This is a genomic window from Methanobrevibacter sp., assembly GCF_015062985.1.
Classification (GTDB): Archaea; Methanobacteriota; Methanobacteria; order Methanobacteriales; family Methanobacteriaceae; genus Methanocatella.
The window spans coordinates 1-13,808 of sequence record NZ_SUTI01000027.1; the positions used below are offsets into that span (position 1 = coordinate 1).

At 39.5% G+C, this 13,808-nt stretch carries 19 protein-coding genes; 7 read left to right on the forward strand and 12 right to left on the reverse strand.

All coding sequences use genetic code 11. The annotated features are described in order from the left end of the window. Positions 1 to 89 precede the first annotated feature (89 nt). Positions 90 to 1,433 (reverse strand): Sau3AI family type II restriction endonuclease, encoded by a 1,344-nt coding sequence (locus tag E7Z77_RS08925; protein WP_292753108.1) that lies wholly within the window; start codon positions 1,431 to 1,433, stop codon positions 90 to 92. 83 nt (positions 1,434 to 1,516) lie between these two features. Between E7Z77_RS08925 and dcm the strand changes: the two genes are divergently transcribed. Next, on the forward strand, positions 1,517 to 2,773 hold the full coding sequence (dcm, locus tag E7Z77_RS08930; protein ID WP_292753110.1) for a DNA (cytosine-5-)-methyltransferase: 1,257 nt from the start codon (positions 1,517 to 1,519) through the stop codon (positions 2,771 to 2,773). Here dcm and E7Z77_RS08935 read toward each other — a convergent pair. Next, the gene (locus E7Z77_RS08935) at positions 2,770 to 3,231 is read right to left on the reverse strand and encodes a hypothetical protein (protein ID WP_292753114.1); all 462 of its coding nucleotides are present in this window, start codon (positions 3,229 to 3,231) and stop codon (positions 2,770 to 2,772) included. The genes dcm and E7Z77_RS08935 overlap by 4 nt on opposite strands. A 117-nt stretch (positions 3,232 to 3,348) precedes the next feature. Here E7Z77_RS08935 and E7Z77_RS08940 point away from each other — a divergent pair, with 117 nt between their 5' ends. Continuing rightward, on the forward strand, positions 3,349 to 3,498 hold the full coding sequence (locus E7Z77_RS08940) for a hypothetical protein (RefSeq protein WP_292753118.1): 150 nt from the start codon (positions 3,349 to 3,351) through the stop codon (positions 3,496 to 3,498). Positions 3,499 to 3,517: 19 nt separating this feature from the next. Here E7Z77_RS08940 and E7Z77_RS08945 read toward each other — a convergent pair whose 3' ends face one another. Beyond that, entirely contained in the window at positions 3,518 to 3,949 is a 432-nt protein-coding gene (locus tag E7Z77_RS08945; protein ID WP_292753121.1) for a peptidylprolyl isomerase, read from the reverse strand. A gap of 399 nt (positions 3,950 to 4,348) precedes the next feature. On the opposite strand from E7Z77_RS08945, the gene E7Z77_RS08950 reads away from it, so the two are divergent. The 3 genes from E7Z77_RS08950 to E7Z77_RS08960 all read left to right on the forward strand — a co-directional run bounded on the left by E7Z77_RS08950 (position 4,349) and on the right by E7Z77_RS08960 (position 6,886). Beyond that, complete coding sequence (locus tag E7Z77_RS08950; RefSeq protein WP_292753124.1) at positions 4,349 to 4,840, forward strand: hypothetical protein; 492 nt, start codon at positions 4,349 to 4,351, stop codon at positions 4,838 to 4,840. A gap of 159 nt (positions 4,841 to 4,999) precedes the next feature. Continuing rightward, complete coding sequence (locus tag E7Z77_RS08955) at positions 5,000 to 6,160, forward strand: acetylornithine transaminase (RefSeq protein WP_292753132.1); 1,161 nt, start codon at positions 5,000 to 5,002, stop codon at positions 6,158 to 6,160. Between the two features lie 21 nt (positions 6,161 to 6,181). Next, a complete protein-coding gene (locus tag E7Z77_RS08960) occupies positions 6,182 to 6,886 on the forward strand; it encodes a hypothetical protein (RefSeq protein ID WP_292753136.1) in 705 nt (234 codons plus the stop codon). 33 nt (positions 6,887 to 6,919) lie between these two features. Here E7Z77_RS08960 and E7Z77_RS08965 read toward each other — a convergent pair whose 3' ends face one another. Together E7Z77_RS08965 and E7Z77_RS08970 are read right to left on the reverse strand one after the other, a co-directional pair. Then, entirely contained in the window at positions 6,920 to 7,300 is a 381-nt protein-coding gene (locus E7Z77_RS08965) for an NUDIX domain-containing protein (RefSeq protein ID WP_292753139.1), read from the reverse strand. A gap of 16 nt (positions 7,301 to 7,316) precedes the next feature. After that, complete coding sequence (locus E7Z77_RS08970; protein WP_292753142.1) at positions 7,317 to 8,012, reverse strand: hypothetical protein; 696 nt, start codon at positions 8,010 to 8,012, stop codon at positions 7,317 to 7,319. 118 nt (positions 8,013 to 8,130) lie between these two features. Here E7Z77_RS08970 and lysA point away from each other — a divergent pair, with 118 nt between their 5' ends. Together lysA and dapF are read left to right on the forward strand one after the other, a co-directional pair. Continuing rightward, complete coding sequence (gene lysA / locus E7Z77_RS08975; RefSeq protein WP_292753145.1) at positions 8,131 to 9,414, forward strand: diaminopimelate decarboxylase; 1,284 nt, start codon at positions 8,131 to 8,133, stop codon at positions 9,412 to 9,414. Positions 9,415 to 9,423: 9 nt separating this feature from the next. Next, positions 9,424 to 10,284: a diaminopimelate epimerase gene (dapF, locus tag E7Z77_RS08980; RefSeq protein ID WP_292753147.1), complete on the forward strand. Its 861-nt coding sequence runs from the start codon at positions 9,424 to 9,426 to the stop codon at positions 10,282 to 10,284. A gap of 10 nt (positions 10,285 to 10,294) precedes the next feature. On the opposite strand, the gene E7Z77_RS08985 is transcribed toward dapF, so the two are convergent. From E7Z77_RS08985 to E7Z77_RS09015, 7 genes are all read right to left on the reverse strand, one after another. Next, positions 10,295 to 10,453 (reverse strand): hypothetical protein, encoded by a 159-nt coding sequence (locus E7Z77_RS08985; protein ID WP_292753150.1) that lies wholly within the window; start codon positions 10,451 to 10,453, stop codon positions 10,295 to 10,297. An 11-nt stretch (positions 10,454 to 10,464) separates the two neighbouring features. After that, positions 10,465 to 11,049 (reverse strand): HemK2/MTQ2 family protein methyltransferase, encoded by a 585-nt coding sequence (locus E7Z77_RS08990; protein ID WP_292753153.1) that lies wholly within the window; start codon positions 11,047 to 11,049, stop codon positions 10,465 to 10,467. A gap of 5 nt (positions 11,050 to 11,054) precedes the next feature. Beyond that, positions 11,055 to 11,927 carry a 16S rRNA (adenine(1518)-N(6)/adenine(1519)-N(6))-dimethyltransferase RsmA gene (gene rsmA / locus E7Z77_RS08995; protein WP_292753156.1) on the reverse strand — a complete coding sequence of 291 codons (873 nt, stop codon included), beginning with the start codon at positions 11,925 to 11,927 and terminating at the stop codon, positions 11,055 to 11,057. A 10-nt stretch (positions 11,928 to 11,937) separates the two neighbouring features. Beyond that, complete coding sequence (locus E7Z77_RS09000) at positions 11,938 to 12,567, reverse strand: DUF655 domain-containing protein (protein ID WP_292753159.1); 630 nt, start codon at positions 12,565 to 12,567, stop codon at positions 11,938 to 11,940. A gap of 159 nt (positions 12,568 to 12,726) precedes the next feature. Continuing rightward, positions 12,727 to 13,071 (reverse strand): RNA polymerase Rpb4 family protein, encoded by a 345-nt coding sequence (locus E7Z77_RS09005; protein ID WP_292753162.1) that lies wholly within the window; start codon positions 13,069 to 13,071, stop codon positions 12,727 to 12,729. A 5-nt stretch (positions 13,072 to 13,076) separates the two neighbouring features. Then, complete coding sequence (locus tag E7Z77_RS09010) at positions 13,077 to 13,367, reverse strand: 50S ribosomal protein L21e (protein WP_292753165.1); 291 nt, start codon at positions 13,365 to 13,367, stop codon at positions 13,077 to 13,079. 243 nt (positions 13,368 to 13,610) lie between these two features. Further along, positions 13,611 to 13,808: Ig-like domain-containing protein (locus E7Z77_RS09015; protein ID WP_292753168.1), on the reverse strand; the 198-nt coding region annotated here is incomplete at its 5' end.

Here is a 13,808-nt window from a genome sequence, read left to right on the forward strand (position 1 = left end):
ATTTGAATCTAATTTTCCGGTTCTTAAATTAATTAATTCTTCAAGTTTATAAAAATTCCATTCTAAACTCAAATTTTCATTAATCAATACTATGAAACTAATTTTTTATTGAGTAGTTTTTTACTAATCATAAAAGATACTTTTGTTTTATCATTTTTAAAAAAATTAGCATATGCATTAGCGCCTTTAACACTTTTTGGAGCTATTTCTAGCAATTGATTTTTAAATCCATTTGATGAAGTTGGCAATAAGTTAACATCTTTTTTCTCAATAGCTATTTTAATTTGGTTATAAGTCTTTTCAAATTCATCCAGATCATTTTCATCAAAAGTAATTTGTTTTACATCTTTCAAAACTCTAAATCCATTCCTACTTCTATTTTTTTCCTGATAACAAATAGTAATTAATGTTGTTTCTTCAAAATAGTTTTTCCAGTAGGAATCTTCCCAATCTGTTTCAAAATCACTTAAGCTAATTGTTTTAAAGGACATTCTCTCACGAGGTTTGCCGTCCTCTTGGATTGGCAAATTTTTAATAATGAAGCTTGTTTTTGTAAATAAACCATCTATTTTAGACAAATCTTCATCTTTACCAATTAATTCATCTGAAATCATTTTACTGATGTTTTTTGGTATTTTTTCCTCATATTTTCTGCCAGTAATCTCTTCAAGAATTTCAACTTGTGTTTTTCCAAAATAAGATTTTAATTTGTCATTAACATATTCTATTACAGTTTTAAATTCTTGTTTTGAGTTAATTTCCAATATTGTTGGTTTTTCAGCAAGTTCTCTTAAAATACCGGTCATATAAGCATTTTTCAGAGAATATGCTCTTGGTTTTGGCAATATATCTGAATATGGCTGTGTTGTTCTGTCGGCTGAGGTTCTTGCTTTTGTACAGGCTCCCAAATAAGAGGTGTCCCCTTCGGATAGCTCATGCGCTTTTCCTTCTAGAACTTTGCCTTTTATTATTTCAAAATCATTGGAAAATATCTCTAAATCATTGCTCATGTCATATAACTGATAATCTGTTATCATGAAATCTTTAGCATCTTTAGATGAATCATATTCATACCATATGATTAGCATTTTTCTGCACTTTCCAAGAACATGGCTGCTTTCAAATGTTTCATTGACAATTTCGTTAAAATTGATTTTGCTTAAAACCAATCTTTCTTTTGCCCTTAGACTTCCATTCTTATTTTTGACATAACCTGTAACTTTTAATTCAATGTCTAGTTCTTCGAAATCCGCTCTACTGTCACTGTTTATTGGATAGTCATAAAATCCGCTTTCGACAACATGGCCCAATAATCCTTTTGCCCGTGTTAAACTAACGGAATCCAATAAATGTTTGGTATCAATTTCTTTAAAGGTTTTTCCTTTAATATTTGACGTATATTCGAGTAATTCTTTTTCAGTTTTAAATTTCATTTTAAATCATTACTTTCCAAATGGTCTCTAATTAATTATTAATATATGCCTTGCCCAATATATAATATGTTGGTGAAATTGATATGGAAAAGACTGTTGTAGAATTATTTGCCGGTGTTGGAGGATTCCGCTGCGGATTCAATGATGTTGAATTCGATGGGGAAACTGTTGATGAACAAAATAACTGGAATTTTGTTTGGGCTAATCAGTGGGAGCCATCTACCAAAACACAAGCGGCATTTGATTGTTATACTGAAAGATTTGGTGAAGATTCTTGTCTTTGTCAGGATATTGGAGAAGTTGACAAGACTATTATTCCAGACCATACTCTTTTAGTTGGAGGTTTTCCATGTCAGGATTATTCTGTTGCAAGATCTCTTTCAAATGAAAAGGGCATTGAAGGCAAAAAAGGAGTTTTATGGTGGCAGATTGCTGAGGTGCTGGAAACCAAACAACCTCCTTTCGTGTTGCTTGAAAATGTTGATAGGCTTTTAAGATCTCCGTCAACTCAAAGAGGGCGCGATTTTGGAATAATGTTGAGGTCCCTTTTGGACAATGGTTATGCAGTTGAATGGAGAGTAATTAACGCTGCAGAATATGGATTTCCTCAAAAAAGAAGAAGAGTATTTATTTTTGCTTATCATGAATCTACCAATTACTTCAAAAAGATGAAAAAATATTCTCCGGAACAAATTGTTTACTCTGACGGTATCTTTGCAAAAAACTTCCCAATCAAGGATGTCAAATCAAAGAAAGGAAATACAAGTATTTCACAGGATGAGTTTGAAGACATTGTTTATATCAGTGATGAATTCAATTTCCACTTTTTTAATGCAGGAGTTATGGTCGATGGGATTATTCATACATATAAAATCGAACCGGAAGACTGTGAAGAGATAACTACTTTGGGAGATATTCTTGAAAAAGATGAAGTTGATGAAAAATACTTCCTTTTAGATGAAAAACTGGAAAAATGGACATTTCTAAAAGGATCAAAGAAAATTGAAAGAACAAAGCCTAACGGCGAAAAATATTATTTTTCCGAGGGAAAACTTTCATTTCCTGATAAATTAGATGTTCCTGCAAGGACAATGCTGACAAGCGAAAGTACAACAAATAGAAGTTCGCATGTTGTTAAAGATAATGTTTCAGGTAATTTGAGAACATTAACACCAGTGGAGGCTGAAAGAATTCAGATGTTCCCAGATAATTGGACTAATATTGAATCTAAAGCCATGACTGAAAGAAGAAGATTTTTCATGATGGGCAATGCATTGGTTGTTGGTGTTGTTCAAAGATTAGGCCATTACCTTGAAAAGATAGTTGAGGAAGAAGATTAATAATAATTATTATCCTCTTCGGGACTTACATCATTATATGAGTAATCGTATTCAACACTGCCGGGATTATCATACATCCAGTCATATTCATCAGGATATGCCTCAAACAATTTCTGATTTGCGTATGCTGCTCCTTCTTCGGTCTGATAATATGGATTTCTGGCACAGTCATCACATACTTTTCCTTGGGTGAATTCATTATTGGCTTCCGAAGAGCTCAATGCCCTTCCGCAAATCGCACAATAACCGTATTTTCCACTTTCAGTATGGCTTGGTTGAGTTACTGTAGCATTCTTGACGGTCGTATTGTTCAATGTCGCATTTTTTACTGTGGTGTTGTTGACTGGCTTTACCTTATCATGATTTTGGCTGAGCATACTGTAAGCTAGTCCGATTGCTAGAATCGCAATTATTACAATCAGAACAACAATTATCCTTTTATCCATTTTAGAATCCATGATATTGTATATGAATGTTATAGTTATTATGTGTTTAAGTTTTTTTTCAGATTTTTCATTAACTATATAATGCCCAGCATCAATATATTTAATCAATTGTCGTTTTAGGTGATTAAGATGCCGGATAAAAGATTAGAATTAGCAAAAAACAAATTGGATGAGCTTGAAGTCAAACTGGAAAAAGTAAAGGGAACTCCACGTGAAGAAGAATTCCAGATGCAGATTGACAAGCTCAAAGAATTAATCAATCATCTTGAAAAAGAATAAAAAAAGAAAAAGAAAGAAATTATCTTTCTTCAATAGTCACCTTGTTCATTTTGTCGCCTTGCTGGATTGCATCGACAACATCCTGACCTTTGATGACCTGACCGAATACGGTGTGAACTCCGTCCAAGTGTGGCTGTGGGCAGTGTGTAATGAAGAACTGGCTTCCGCCTGTGTCTTTTCCTGCGTGTGCCATGGATAGTGCACCGGTTCCGTGCTTGTGTGGGTTTCCTTCGGTTTCACATTTGATTGTGTAACCAGGTCCTCCGGTACCGTTTCCGATAGGACATCCTCCTTGAATCACAAAGTTTGGAATAACCCTGTGGAAGGTCAATCCGTCATAGAATCCTTCGTTTGCCAATTTTTCAAAGTTGGCTACGGTTCCAGGTGCTTCATTCGGAAACAGTTCGAGTTCGATGTTTCCCTTATCGGTTTCGATTATTGCGACTTTCATTTTATCACCTAATTATTATATTGTCCAATCCATTATTAAAAGTATTGATTCATAGGATTCAATAAATTAATTTTTATGCCAGAAGCAACATAGCTATATATAACTTGGTAACAAACGTGATTCAAAATGGAAAATGAGAAATACATTATAATCGGACTTATCGTAGCCATTGCGGTTCTGGCAATAGGAATAGGGTATTTCCTCCTTGCGAACTCCGTGGAATACCAGACAATCCAGATAAGCAGCGGCTCAACAATCGAAGCGCCAAAGGCAGACGACGTAAAGTGGGAAATTGATCAAAACGGAATCAGGACATATTCCTGTCCATCCAAGAGGGTCTCAATAATCTCATTCAACAGCGCTGAAAACATGACCCTTGTGGGTGCAGGGGCATTTGCCATGGCAAGGGAAGCCCTCATGGCCGATGCAAAGAACGTTGAGATATACAACAGCTATCAAATCAAGCAGAACAGCATAAACGGAACCCCGTTCTATCTTGTAAACATCTCAAACAACGTGACCCATGACAACATCGTCATCGGATGCGGCGATTTGAACATCCTCAAGCACATGCTTGACACACTCACTCTTGGAGCTCCTAAGGAAGTGAATGCAACACCTACCGGAACTTCTTCCGCTCCGGCTCCGGTCAAGAAGAATACAACAAACTCCAGTGCTGGCAGATTCAATGAGAATGACATGATGGATGCATATCTTAGTGGCTATTTAGACGGTTCATTCGATTCTAGCTACCCTTATGATTATAGTTATTCAGACTCTAGTTCAAGCTATGATTCTGGATATGGTCATGGTATTGATGATTATTCGGACTATGGGGGTTTTGATGAAGGTCCGCAAGCTGGTGAGACAGAGACCACGGCCGGAAGATAATTTCACATCCTCACTTTTTTTATTTTTTCACTTCAAAATTTCTTCAAATACAACCTTAAAACCTGTCCTAACCACTTTTTTTTTAATCCATAGGGACAAGCATTTATATTATTTAAAATCAAATATATTTAATGATTAAATAGATAAGGAGGTAAAATTTTGAATACTGAAGAACTTATTAAGATTGAAGACGATTATTTCATAAACACATTCACAAGACAGCCTGTTGTCCTAGACCATGGTGATGGCGTCAGAGTCACTGACATCGACGGCAATGAGTACCTGGACATGTTTGCAGGAATTGCCGTAAACGCATTGGGTCACAACCACCCAAAACTCGTAAAGGCAATCCAGGACCAGGCAGAAAAACTCATTCACATTTCAAGCATTTACTATAACGAACCGGCTTTGATTTATGCTAAAAAACTTATTGACAGAACAGCTTTCGACAGAATATTCTATGCAAACAGCGGAGCTGAAGCAAATGAAGGAGCTATCAAGCTCGCAGTCAAATACACCGGAAAAAGCGAAGTCATATCCACAGTAGATTCATTCCACGGAAGAACCATTGTGACACTTGCGGCAACCGGTCATGAGGAATATCACGAACCTTTCAAGGCAGTATTGCCAAAAGGATTCATAAACGTTCCATACAATGACATCGACGCAATCAAGGATGCGATTACAGAAAACACCGCTGCAATCATAGTCGAACCTATACAAGGTGAAGGCGGAGTCCACGTCCCTGATGCAGACTACCTCAAACAGATTGAGGAAATCTGCCATGAAAGGGACATTGTATTCATCGTTGACGAGGTCCAGACAGGTTTCGGAAGATGCGGAACACTCTTTGCACACGAACTCTTCGGCGTAAAGCCTGACATCATGACAATGGCTAAAGGTATCGGTGGAGGAGTCCCAATGGGCGGAATCCTTGCAACAGAAAAGGTAGCCAGCGCTTTCGTACCTGGCGATCACGGTACAACCTTCGGCGGAGGGCCACTGGTCTGTGCAGCTGCAAACGCCATTCTCGACACCTTCGATGAGGAAAACATCCTTGACAACGTCAATGAGGTTGGAGAATACTTCATTGAAGAGCTCAAAAAACTCGACAAGGAAGTCATCAAGGACGTCAGAGGAAAAGGCCTCATGGTTGGAGTCGAGCTCACCAAACCTGGTGCAGAATACGTCGACAAGCTTCGTGAAGCAGGATTCTTAATCAACTGTACCTCAGGCAACGTATTGAGATTCGTCCCACCGCTTATAATTTCCAAAGCGGAAATCGACGAGTTCGTAAAGGCATTGGATGAACAATTATAATATTATTCGGGGGAGTTTGTCATGGCAAGAGAAGTGGAATATGTATGTGATTCATGTGGATTCAGTTTCAAGGCAATGGATAAGATATTTTGGATAGATGATGATTTGGAGGTTCATGTCGAGCCGCTGCTCAAGTCAACATCAGCCTTAAGTTCAGAAGCCCCTGTCAAAGGATTTTTCGCAGAATACTACTGTTACAACTGCCGCAAATTCATAGACAAGTACGTAATCTACAAGAAATCACCGGATGAGCTGGATGACGCAAAAATCATAGAGCTTATTGAAGGCCACAATGATGCGGCGAAAGTAATCCAGTTCGACGACTATTTCCAGAAATGCCTTCAGTGCGGTTCCGAATTGCCGTCAAGGGCTGAATACTCATTTGTGCTGGACGGCAACGACGAGTTCCACATAGGCGAGGACATTCATGACTTTTCAAGCGGAGATGAGTACAAGTTCACCGGGGAATACCACGGATATTTCTGCTCACACTGCAAAAAGCAAATCAACAAGTTTGTCATAACCGAAAACAATGCGAACATGACAGATTCCGAAATCAGGGATGTTCTCTCAGAGCACACAAATGATTTGACCATATTCCTTCGCAGGGACTACAACATCTGTCCCGACTGTGGAGAGGAGATATACTATCTTCATGAAGACTCCACATGCATATACTGCAGGGAAGGAAAGTTCACAATAGAATCAGAAAACGTTTTCGACTAGTCGCTCTGCAATGTCTGAAAGGGGATAATCGCATCAGATTATCCAATTTATTTTTTCCAAAAACTTTTCAAAGGAGCTTGAAAGCTCCAGTTTACTTATTTTTTCGATATCGGCCCACATCCAGTCGATATGCTCATCGCTTATTTTTACCTCGCCTTCAACATCTTCAAGATGCATCATGAGCTGCACTGTCCTTTTGTGGGTGTAGTCGTTTTGAACGGCATCGGCAAAATCGCCCAGTTCCACATCAAGGCTTGTTTCCTTCCTGATTTCACGGATTATTGCATCGTCAAAGGCTTCGCCGGGGTCAACCTTGCCTCCGGGAAGCTCCCATGTGTTCGGATCGGTTTTGGAAAGGGGATGTCTTTTTAAAATAAGTATTTCGCCATTCGGGTTTTTGATTATGCCTCTCACAGTGAGGCCGTATCCCCTATTCACTCTTTCCACCTATCTTTCTTGCTATCAGCCTGATGTAGAGTATCTGCACTCCCACAACTATCAGGAGCAGTGTTGGGAAGTATCCGTATTTTCCCATAAATCCGAAGAGTATGATTGCACTTAAAGCGGATCCGATTATGGAAAGCCCAGGTCTGTTTTTAGGCTCCATCAGGTAGACGCTTAAACCTGACAGTCCAAGGGAAATCAGTCCTGCGGCCATGATTGTATAGTTCTGACTCTTTAAACCTATTGTGAAAATAGATAGGAGGATTATAATCAGTGCAACCATTTCCGTAATGAGCTGTGGTCTTTTCTGGACCTTTCCGGCGATTTTTCCGATTTTGGATGAATCCTCTGATTCATCTTCATCCTTGAAGGTCCTTACGGTACTCTTGTTTTCATATTTCTCGTCAAAGTTGTTGAAGAGATAGTTGAGGAATACGTAGTACACGACAGCGAAGACTATTTCGGATATTATTATTCCAATCAGGACGCAGCTTCCGTTGCCAAGGATTGCAGACAATGCGTAGATAAGGATTATTTCCAGTATTATTTTGGCGGCAGTAAGAGCCAGGGAGTACATACTTTTTTCGAATCCGTCAAGCATCTTTGATGAAATCATTGAAAACGGAACAGTAAGCATGACGATTGTTCCGCCGATTGCTATCCAGAAGACTGTGCTTTCCATTCCTGTAATTATTATACTTGCCTATGGACCGGCATGCTGATTCCTCCTTTTCATTAATTTTAAATAGCCTGAATTATATAAATAAATACATAATGTAACTTTTTTAGGAGTTTTAATCATGGATTTGAATATTAAAGTAAACGATAAAAACCATTTGGACATAGGCGGGGCGGATGCACTCGACATTGCAGACGAATTCGGAACTCCAACCTATGTGATTGACGAAGCCAGAATAAGGGACAACTACAACAGGTTCTATTCAGCATTTTCAAAATATTATCCTGATTTCAAAGTGTTCTACGCATGCAAAGCGAACACCAACCTCTCTGTGATGAAAATATTGGAAAGCGAAGGATGTTGCATTGACGCGGTATCTCCTGGAGAAGTCCACATTTCAAAAATGCTCGGATTTTCAGGCGACAGAATATTGTTCACAGGAAACAACATAACCAACGACGAGCTCAAATTCGTCCACGATGAAGGCGCTCTCCTCAACATCGATTCAGTCTCAGCACTTAAAAGACTTGCTTCCGTTGTCGATCCGGAAGGGCTTAAAATATCATTCAGGGTAAACCCTATGGTAGGTGCAGGACACCACGACCACTGTATCACAGGTGGTGTAATGAGCAAATTCGGAATCATGGACAATGAAGCTGTTGAAGTGTATGAAATGGCAAAAGAACTCGGATTCAACCCTGTAGGTATGCACTCCCACATCGGATCCGGAATCCTTGACCCTGAACCTTTCAAGCTTGCAGTCGAATCCACAATGGACATTGCAGGAAAAGTCCACCAGGAAGCTGGAATTGACTTCGAGTTCGTCGACTTCGGAGGGGGCGTAGGTATCCCGTACACTCCAGAGGAAAACATCGTGGACCTTGACAAATTCGCAGAAGTCAACATAGGCCTTTTCAAGGAAAAACTCGAACAGTATGATATGGGCAACCCTACAATGTATCTCGAGCCTGGTAGATACCTCGTCGGTGACGCAAGCGTTCTTCTCGTTACAGTAAACAGCGTAAAACAAAGCTACAGAAAATTCATCGGAGTGGACGCAGGTTTCCACACACTCCTAAGGCCTGCAATGTATGAATCATACCACCACATAGTAAACGCAGGCAAAATGGATGCTCCAAACACCCAGGTAGTTGATATCGCTGGAAACGTATGTGAATCAGGAGACCTCTTTGCACGTGACAGGCCGATGCCTGATGTTGAAGAAGGTGACGTATTGGGTATATTGAACGCAGGAGCATACGGATTTACAATGGCTTCAAACTACAATTCAAGACCTCTTTCCAGTGAAGTGCTAGTAAGTGACGGCGAACCGATTCTGGTTCGTGAAAGGGAAACATTCGAAGACCTCTACCGCAAACAGATAATAGCTCCACATTTAAAATAAGTTGATACTATGGTTGATTTAAAAGGATTAAAATTTTCAAAAATGCACGGAATAGGCAATGACTTTCCAATAATCGATGAGAGCAAAGGGGAAGTTATTCCTGAAGCCGACAAGCCTGAAGCATGCAGAATTCTCTGCCACAGAAACTTCGGAGTCGGGGGCGACGGCGTACTGTTCGTCGAACCGTCTGAAGTGGCCGATATAGGATACAGGATGTTCAATCCTGACGGCAGCGAAGCTGAAATGTGCGGAAACGGAATAAGATGCTTTGGGGACTTCGTATACAGAAAAGGAATTCTCAAGCAGGAAAAGATGACTGTCGAGACAAGAGCAGGAATCAAGACAATAGAAATCACTTTAGAAGATGATGAACCCGTATTGTTCAAGGTGGATATGGGTCTGTCAACATTTAAAACTCCTGAAATTCCAATGACAAGTGATGCCGATGAGTTTCTTGACGGAGAACTTGAAGTTCTTGACACCACATTCAACGTAACAGCAATCAGCGTCGGAAATCCGCACGCGATAATATTCGTCGACGACGTGGATGCTGTCGACATCAACAAGTACGGCCCTGCCATTGAGGCCCATGAAGTGTTCCCTGAAAAAATCAACGTCCATTTCGTTGAAGTGATTTCCGAAAACGAGGGCAAAATGATTACCTGGGAAAGGGGTGCAGGCGTGACTCTTGCATGCGGAACAGGAGCAACCTCCACAGCAATCTCCGGCTACAAGCTGGGATTATTCGACAGCAACATATTGCTTCACCTGCCTGGCGGAGACCTTAAATTCAATGTCTATGAAAAAGAGGGTTCTCTCGGAGCCTTTATGGAAGGCCCTGCAGAACTCGTATTTGATGGGGAATTCTAAATCCCCTATTCTAATTTTTTTTCCGATACAGTCCGAATATTACATCAACCGCTCCAAGCACTATCACCAGCATGATGAGAATGCTGAACTCTTTTCTGAGCAGGCCAAATATCAGTGCCAGTATTATCAATCCGGCACCTATAAGGACTGACAGTTTCCATTCCTCCATATGATCACCTTTTATATTTTGTACGCGTTAATCAATGTTATATCTTCAAAAAAGAAGTGTTCCTTTTCGGCAATTTCCGCGATGAAGCCCAGTTCGTCGAGCCTTGCAAGGGTCTCGTCATTGCCCGAAAGCGAAGACTGTATGAGCTGGACAATTCCACCATCATTTAAATGATTTCCCACTTCATCTAAAAATAAGTCAATAACTTTCCTACCATTTAATCCACCGTCGAATGCATAATTTATAGTGTCGTCCAAAACTTCGTCATCTTCGGTCGGTAGATATGGAGTATTAAATAAAATTACATCAAACTTTCTGTTTTTCACAGGTTCGAAGAGGTTGCCGAAGAGGACTTCAATGCATGTGATGCCATTTTCCTCGAAATTCTTCTCGGCAAGCATGCAGGCGTCAAGGTTGATGTCTGTAACCGTAATCCTGTCGGTGAGCCTTGAGGCATACATCGCAACTATTCCGGAACCGGTTCCGATTTCAAGAACGCTCTGGCCATTTCTGATTTCAAGGTTTTCGGCCAGCATGTAGCTGTCCTCGGCCGGAACGTAAACGTTGTCGTCAGTGTTGATTATAAACTCGCCCATGCTATCTATCCTTCCAGCTTCTCATTTATCCTTCTTGAGAGAAACAGTATCTCTTCGGGGCTGAGTGCGACGACCCTCATCCTGAGATACTCCTCCACCTTCTCATCATCGATGGAGTTCAGCATTTTCTTCATCTCCTTCTTGTCAAGGCCGCAGAAAATGTGCCTTGAATCAATCAGGGCATTTCTTATTTTCTTGTTCCTGTGCTGGAATAAGGCCTTTGTAATCTTTGAATAGAATCTGAAGTCATCCTCCGGAATGGAATTCTCCTTTGGCTTCAGACAGACCACGGTCGAGTCGATTTTCGGCTTTGGAATGAAACTTTCTGAGCTCACGTCGGTCAGCTTCACGACATCGCATTTAAAATAAAGCATTGCTGAGAGCCTTGAATAGTTTTTGGTGCCCACCTCGCCGTTCATGCGCTCTGCAAACTCCTTCTGATACATAAGAACGGCCAGATCAAAATCATAATCTAGAAATTTGAATGTAATCGGTGATGATATCTGATAAGGTAGATTGGAGATGATTTTGTTGAAGCGTGGAAAATCAACCTTCAGCGCATCATCATTTATAAGCTCTATATTATCTATATTTTCTTCTTCAAGCCTTTTGGCTAGGATTTCACAAATCCTTGTGTCCTGTTCAATGGCTATAACCTTTTTTGCTCTTTTGGCAAGTTCAATTGTCAGTGTCCCTATCCCAGTTCCTATCTCCAGAATAACGTCATCCTCACTTATGTCTCCAAAGCCGATTATCTGGTCCCTTTTGTTCCTGTCAATAAGATAGTTCTGACCCAGATTTCTGTTCAGCTTAATCCCATACTGATTTAAAATAGATTTGGTTATTTTAGATAAGGATTGGGAAGTTTCACTAGTCAATTTATCACTTTTATCTGGTATTTTTAGGTCTTCTAGGAGGCTGTGTGAATATGTAGTATTTGTTCTTGCCTCTCCTTGGTGTTGTAGTGTCAAGCTCCTGCTTGACCCTGTTTACAATCATGCCTGCAGGATCAGCCAATGTAGGGAGCCTCTGGGAAATGTCCTCGAATGATTCGAAGGGTTTTTCCTCCCTTGTTTCGATGATGTCCCACATGTATTTTTTGCCGATACCTGGAATTAACTCAAGTGAATGAAGTCTTGTACTTAGCGCTTCGGCCTTGTTGAAAAACTCGACATACTTTGCCTCATTCGCTTCGACGATGTCGCGGATGGCATAGTCAAGCTCGATTCTGCTTGTAGCTGTCAGGTTTTCAAAGTCCAGTTTCCCAAGCACTCTGTATATTTTATCTCTCTTTCCCTTTCCAATGTATACGGTGTCCTGTATTTCCAAATCGACACCTTTTTTAGGAGCTAATTCGAGTAAAGTGAATTGTTCTGTACCAATAGCTTGAGCAATAGGTTTGCCTCCGAATTTGGACATATCTGACTTAACATAGCCTCGGCTAAGATAATCAAGTACAACAGCATATTCCTCTTTTTTTACTGCTGGTTTTTTTTCTCTTCTGTTTCTGTTATCCATCTTTATCACTCACTATTGTTTTTTTATAACTTAAATTAGCTACAATTTAAATCAAATAATAGTTTTATCTTTTAACTATAATAAAGATATCTAAAAAAAGTAGGGATTCTGATAATAAAATTGCATAAAAAATAATAAAAAAAGTGAATAGTTTTGAAACTATTCTTCAACGTCATACTGTTCCAAAAATTCAAGGATCTTTTCCATGTCTTCCTTGTCTATTTTGGAAGGCTCTTTAGCGAAAATCAGTCTCATGTCCGCCAAATCCTTAGGAGCCAAATCAGCAATATGAACAGCGACTTTAGGCCTTAAGCCAAACTCGTCCTGAAGCTTTTCAACGATTTCCTTGGAATCCTCAAGGGAATACCTTTTGAATCTTGCAAGATGGTTCAGGGTAATGTTCTGCTCATAGTTCAATTCGTTCTCATCGGAGAAATCTTCAAGAATCTTTTTGACTTCAGCGCCTGAAATAGGTTCGTTTTCAATAACTTCTTTTCCAATCATAGGAATCATTTTTGTAATTTTAAGTGGTCAGGTCTTACTATTAACTCTTTAGCTTTGTTTCCATCTTTTAAAGCAATAATGTAAGCTTTTCCTTTTTGTCCGATAACTTTTCCGGTTTTACCGTGGAATCTAGGAGCAGGCTGTCCTTTTTGGATGGATGGGTTAATAGTAATGTGAACTAAATCTCCTTCTTCAAATCTTTGCATTCTGTTGGTAATCGGGTTGGTTCTGCCCGGTCTTTGTACCTTAGTCATTTTTTTTCTTGATCTACTTTTTAATCCTCTTGATCTTTGCATGATATAACCTCTAATCAGTTCTGTCTGGGTATAAATCTATGTCATCAGCTACCTAGTATTAAAAAGCCCATACATACTAGTAACATAGAATGTGAAAATAACTATTATCATCAGTGATATGATAATATTATAATTTTAGTTTGATGGTATTAATATACTTTTAGTTTTTTGGTAAATGTTGATGAGATTTTTAGGTTTATGCAGGTTTAAAAAAATAAGAAAAAATAGAGAAATCCGATTTCCCTATTTTATTGTTATTGTTCTTGTTTTGGTTTCCGGAAGGTATTTGTAGTTTCCGCCGTAGCTGGATTTGAGGGTATAGGTTCCCGGAGCCATATCCGGCAATGTTACTGTTGCCACGCCATTGACTATTTTGGCCTTGTATGTGTTTCCGTCTATATTGAAATTGACATTTCCTGTTGCATCTTCGGCGATGTTTGC

Bases quoted from the DNA above. Each gene is read 5' to 3' on its own strand.
- E7Z77_RS08935 (WP_292753114.1), bottom strand. From the start codon at position 3,231: ATGGATTCTAAAATGGATAAAAGGATAATTGTTGTTCTGATTGTAATA.
- E7Z77_RS08950 (WP_292753124.1), top strand. From the start codon at position 4,349: ATGGCAAGGGAAGCCCTCATGGCCGATGCAAAGAACGTTGAGATATAC.
- E7Z77_RS09010 (WP_292753165.1), bottom strand. From the start codon at position 13,367: ATGCAAAGATCAAGAGGATTAAAAAGTAGATCAAGAAAAAAAATGACT.
- E7Z77_RS09005 (WP_292753162.1), bottom strand. From the start codon at position 13,071: ATGATTGGAAAAGAAGTTATTGAAAACGAACCTATTTCAGGCGCTGAA.
- dcm (WP_292753110.1), top strand. From the start codon at position 1,517: ATGGAAAAGACTGTTGTAGAATTATTTGCCGGTGTTGGAGGATTCCGC.
- E7Z77_RS08940 (WP_292753118.1), top strand. From the start codon at position 3,349: ATGCCGGATAAAAGATTAGAATTAGCAAAAAACAAATTGGATGAGCTT.
- E7Z77_RS08960 (WP_292753136.1), top strand. From the start codon at position 6,182: ATGGCAAGAGAAGTGGAATATGTATGTGATTCATGTGGATTCAGTTTC.
- dapF (WP_292753147.1), top strand. From the start codon at position 9,424: ATGGTTGATTTAAAAGGATTAAAATTTTCAAAAATGCACGGAATAGGC.
- E7Z77_RS08985 (WP_292753150.1), bottom strand. From the start codon at position 10,453: ATGGAGGAATGGAAACTGTCAGTCCTTATAGGTGCCGGATTGATAATA.
- E7Z77_RS08990 (WP_292753153.1), bottom strand. From the start codon at position 11,049: ATGGGCGAGTTTATAATCAACACTGACGACAACGTTTACGTTCCGGCC.
- E7Z77_RS09000 (WP_292753159.1), bottom strand. From the start codon at position 12,567: ATGGATAACAGAAACAGAAGAGAAAAAAAACCAGCAGTAAAAAAAGAG.
- E7Z77_RS08945 (WP_292753121.1), bottom strand. From the start codon at position 3,949: ATGAAAGTCGCAATAATCGAAACCGATAAGGGAAACATCGAACTCGAA.
- E7Z77_RS08925 (WP_292753108.1), bottom strand. From the start codon at position 1,433: ATGAAATTTAAAACTGAAAAAGAATTACTCGAATATACGTCAAATATT.
- E7Z77_RS08970 (WP_292753142.1), bottom strand. From the start codon at position 8,012: ATGGAAAGCACAGTCTTCTGGATAGCAATCGGCGGAACAATCGTCATG.
- lysA (WP_292753145.1), top strand. From the start codon at position 8,131: ATGGATTTGAATATTAAAGTAAACGATAAAAACCATTTGGACATAGGC.